The sequence below is a fragment of the Nostoc sp. ChiQUE02 genome (assembly GCF_034531305.2).
In the GTDB taxonomy this organism is placed as follows: domain Bacteria; phylum Cyanobacteriota; class Cyanobacteriia; order Cyanobacteriales; family Nostocaceae; genus Nostoc.
Genome location: NZ_JAVRBN020000110.1, coordinates 1 through 4,158, shown reverse-complemented (window position 1 = coordinate 4,158; position 4,158 = coordinate 1). Strand labels below are relative to the sequence as shown.

Sequence of the window (4,158 nt, the reverse complement as noted above, 5' to 3'; positions counted from 1 at the left end):
TCGTAAGGGTATAAAACATCCTCCTATTCCTGTGCCTTCTTAATCCCTTTTTACTGGGGGAGAGTGAAAAACTACTTAAGATTTACTTTATAAATGGTCTTTTCCCTTAAAAACCTAGTTTGTCTACTCCACTAAGCGGAAATCTGCTGTAAGTAGAGCTATTACAAGTTCGACTTCACGATGCCTCGGTTGGGCTACGCACAAAGCAGGATAATTTGGGCAGACTACAGGCGGCGTTATACATTAATAAGGTATCTGCAATACCGGACTTGTTCTGGCTTAGTCTCAATAGCAAAGGTTTGGAGATGTTTACTTTATCAGAAACTTCTATCCTGGCGGCAATCCTACTGGTAGCTTTAGGCATTTTGGGCTGGGGCTTTTATCGCGCCAGACCTTTTGGTAAACTGGGAATCTTAGCCTGGTTACAGTCGGTGGTGTTGATGACTCCCTGGCTCCTGTTTTTTGGATTGTTTGCCGCAGGGATTTACATCAACATAGCGGGTATATTGTTCTTAGTGGTGACTTCCACTGGATTGTACATCTACTTGGGCAGACAGTTACGCGCCGCTGGGCAAGATGCCATCCTCAAGCAACGTGCAACAGAAAGACTTGCCGCTGCTTCCTCACTTGAAGCAAATTCCTCACAACCAACAGCAGCAGAACTGAAACCGGAAATCCCGCCAATACCAGAAGACGACTTGAATGCAATTAAAGGGATTTTCGGTATCGATACGTTTTTTGCCACAGAAACGATCGCTTACCAAGATGGAGCAATTTTCAAAGGCAATTTGCGGGGAGAACCAGAAGAGGTTCACAACCGTCTAACTGCAAGTTTGCGACAACGTCTTGGCGATCAATATCGTTTGTTTTTAGTGGAAAACACAGACGGGAGACCAGTGGTGATTGTCCTACCGAGCCGCAATGATCCCCGTCCGCTTCAGTTATCGCAAAAAGCTTTTGCAGGTATTCTGTTGGTAGCAACTATTGCCACAAATCTAGAAGCAGCAGGCTTATTGCTGAATTTTGATTTCTTTGGCAATCCAGGGCGATTCACAGAAGCTTTGCCCATAGGCGCTGGGATATTTTCGATTTTAGTAGCTCACGAAATCGGTCATTGGTTACTTGCTCGGCGTCACCAAGTGCGCCTCAGCTGGCCTTTCTTTCTACCCGCTGTGCAAATTGGCTCCTTTGGTGCAATTACCCGCTTTGAGTCTCTGTTACCCAACCGCAAGGTATTATTTGATATTGCCTTGGCAGGGCCAGCCGCAGGTGGTATTATCTCTTTGTTAATGCTGCTCGCTGGATTGCTGCTTTCCCACCCAGGCAGTTTATTTCAATTGCCAAATCAGTTTTTCCAAGGATCGATTTTGGTGGGAAGTTTAGCGAGAGTTGTCCTTGGTTCGGCATTGCAGTCGCCCTTAGTAAGTGTTCATCCCCTAGTGGTGATTGGTTGGTTGGGGTTAATAATTACCGCTTTGAACTTAATGCCCGCAGGACAACTAGATGGTGGGCGCATTGTTCAGGCGATTTATGGACGCAAAACCGCAGGACGAGCAACGATCGCAACTTTAATTTTACTAGCGCTAGTGTCTCTCGGTAATACTCTTGCCATGTACTGGGCGATCGTAATTTTCTTTTTGCAACGGGATCAAGAACGCCCCAGTTTAAATGAAGTCACTGAACCCGATGATGCCAGAGCTGGTTTGGGTCTTTTGGCTCTATTCTTGATGATTACTACTCTTTTACCCCTAACTCCTGGCTTGGCTGGGCGTTTGGGAATAGGATAGTGCTGAATTAGGAGTACAGACGCGATTAATCGCGTCTGTATAGGAGTTAGGAGTGAAACATTTGCGATCCTTGGAAATAGTAAAATGCCCCACCAATACAACGCAAGCATTATCAATGTAACTAACTCTGTCAATGAAAAAAAACAAAGGTATTCTCCAACCAGTTGCTTTTTTTCTAAAAAATATTAGTCTCTTTCAAGACAAATTCTTAAGTGGTTGTCGGTGAACATTCGCTGAAATTAAGTGATGTATTCACCGACAACTTGTGAGGAAAATTAACTGAACGGTTTCCAACCTGCTAGCAAATTGGGGTAAGCTGTTGGTGTGGGGAAAGTTTTCTGGAAGCCAGTTTGACGCTCTTGGGGCTTTTCTTTGCTCATGTTCCAGAGGGTTTCATAAAAAAAGAAGGAGACTCCGGCAAAATTGCGATCGCGTACTTTTTGCACTTGTGTCTGAATCTGTTGCATCGGTATAGATCGGTTTTTCAACCCAGCCAAAATACCCACACTCACTGGAATATGCCTCTTTGCTGCTTTCACTTCTGGATACTCTAATTCGCTGATAAAAACATTCAAGTCATCACGATATATCTGCAAAACTAAGTCTTCAATGATTCCCAGCCGTTCCCACTTCTGCCAGTCTGCTAAAAAGAAATCGTAGGAAAAACGTTGAGGATTAGGAGCAACGGAAACCAGGCAATCTTTTTTAGTAGCTTTGATAGCTTTGAATACCCGTTTCATAAACTCGGTGATTTTGTTAGCTCTCCAGCGCACCCATTCTGGATCTTTGGAGTTTTTGGAGGGAGCTTTACCACGATGTTCTTTTTTGTAAAGTGCCACTGTGTAAGCATCGTACCCTAATTCTGATGGTAAGCCAAAATGATCGTCAAATTGAATACCATCGATATTGTAGTTTCTGACAATTTCAACAATTAAATCTTGGATGAACTGTTGTACTTCTGGGCGAAAGGGATTTAGCCAAACGCGATTATGTGTCCCTTCTTTGACAATCCGAGTTCCATCACTGCGACTCGTAAGCCATTGGGGACGATTTTTAGCTAATAGAGAATCCGCTGGTGCCATGAAGCCAAATTCAAACCAGGGAATCACTGTTAACCCTTTTTGATGTCCCACATCGACAATTTCTTTGAGGATATCTCGCCCTTGCAGTCCAGGTGTGGGATCGAGCGATCGCCCGATAACTTTTTGTGCAACTTTGCTGGGATACAATGTATACCCCCAATTCCAAACCGCCGGATAGATGGTGTTAAAATTGAGTTCATCAAGGCGTTGCAAAGATCCCTTGAGGCGATCGCGCTCAAATAAAACATCACTATCAATATTTGTTAACCACACTCCCCTTAACTCAGATGCTGGCGTTTGCGGCAGATTAATTTGAGCGTTCAAGGGGAACGATAGCATCACCGTAGCTACCACACTCAACATCAGCATAACGGCAAACAACCCCGACTTTCTGCTTTGGCGAATATTCCACGAAGAAGGAAATTCAACACACCACTTTACAAACCTTTTCATCATTTGCTTACAGACATCATCAAATTATGAACAATCAGCATAAATAGCGATCGTTTCGATTGTAAGCGCTAAAACAATCGTCATGAACTGCATACACCAGAACACAGGAAAAAGGGACTGGGAACTGGGAAGCAGAGGGAGCAGGGACTTCCAATTAAAAAAATATCCCATCGCTTTGAAGGCAGGGGAGCAGGGAGCAGGGGGCAGGGGGAGGGAAAGTTGTTTTGAAAGATTGAAATTGGATAATTTATTTTTTGGAGTTCCCTTAATAACTCTTGACTCCTAACTCAGTACTCAATACTTTCAAGTCAGATAAACCTTAAAAAATATAAATTGTCAAAAATCTTTGCAACACATGAGTCGGCTGTAGAGGCGTAAAGATGTACAACAAATAATCCCAACTTCGCCTTCACTCTTTCCAATCCCAGCTATCAAGCGGTGAGTGTATATAATACGAGCGATCGCACCGCCAAAATTTCTGAATTTGATTATAATTCTGGACTAGGAACGATTGTTTTCAATCCCGGCGAAACCTTAAAAACTATTAGCTTTGGCGTCAGAGGCGATAAAAAAGTTGAAGCCAATGAGACATTTTTTGTCAATCTCTATGGTGCAGCGAATGCTGCGATCGCTGATAGTCAGGGGATGACCACAATCACAAATGATGATAGTCAAGTTTTTTACTTTTATTTTTACTTTTAATAGATTATATAACAATCTCAACCCTACCATTCTTGATTTTATCAACATTAAAAACGCGGTTCTTCAGTATGTATTATGCTGGACTTTTAATTAAAGTCCGTCACTTGCCTTGAAAATCAAGCTTTACAAGAAGT

General features: G+C 42.9%; 3 protein-coding genes. 2 read left to right on the top strand and 1 reads right to left on the bottom strand.

All coding sequences use genetic code 11. From position 1 onward, the window contains the following. Window positions 1–305 precede the first annotated feature (305 nt). Window positions 306–1,787 carry a site-2 protease family protein gene (locus RM347_RS35505; RefSeq protein WP_322716061.1) on the top strand — a complete coding sequence of 494 codons (1,482 nt, stop codon included), beginning with the start codon at window positions 306–308 and terminating at the stop codon, window positions 1,785–1,787. Between the two features lie 275 nt (window positions 1,788–2,062). Here RM347_RS35505 and RM347_RS35500 read toward each other — a convergent pair whose 3' ends face one another. Beyond that, window positions 2,063–3,322 carry a glycoside hydrolase family 10 protein gene (locus RM347_RS35500; protein WP_322716063.1) on the bottom strand — a complete coding sequence of 420 codons (1,260 nt, stop codon included), beginning with the start codon at window positions 3,320–3,322 and terminating at the stop codon, window positions 2,063–2,065. A gap of 438 nt (window positions 3,323–3,760) precedes the next feature. Here RM347_RS35500 and RM347_RS35495 point away from each other — a divergent pair, with 438 nt between their 5' ends. Further along, window positions 3,761–4,024, top strand: coding sequence for a Calx-beta domain-containing protein (locus tag RM347_RS35495; RefSeq protein WP_322716062.1), 264 nt, complete (start codon window positions 3,761–3,763; stop codon window positions 4,022–4,024). The last annotated feature ends 134 nt before the right edge of the window (window positions 4,025–4,158 follow it).

Bases quoted from the DNA above. Each gene is read 5' to 3' on its own strand.
- RM347_RS35505 (WP_322716061.1), top strand. From the start codon at position 306: ATGTTTACTTTATCAGAAACTTCTATCCTGGCGGCAATCCTACTGGTA.
- RM347_RS35500 (WP_322716063.1), bottom strand. From the start codon at position 3,322: ATGAAAAGGTTTGTAAAGTGGTGTGTTGAATTTCCTTCTTCGTGGAAT.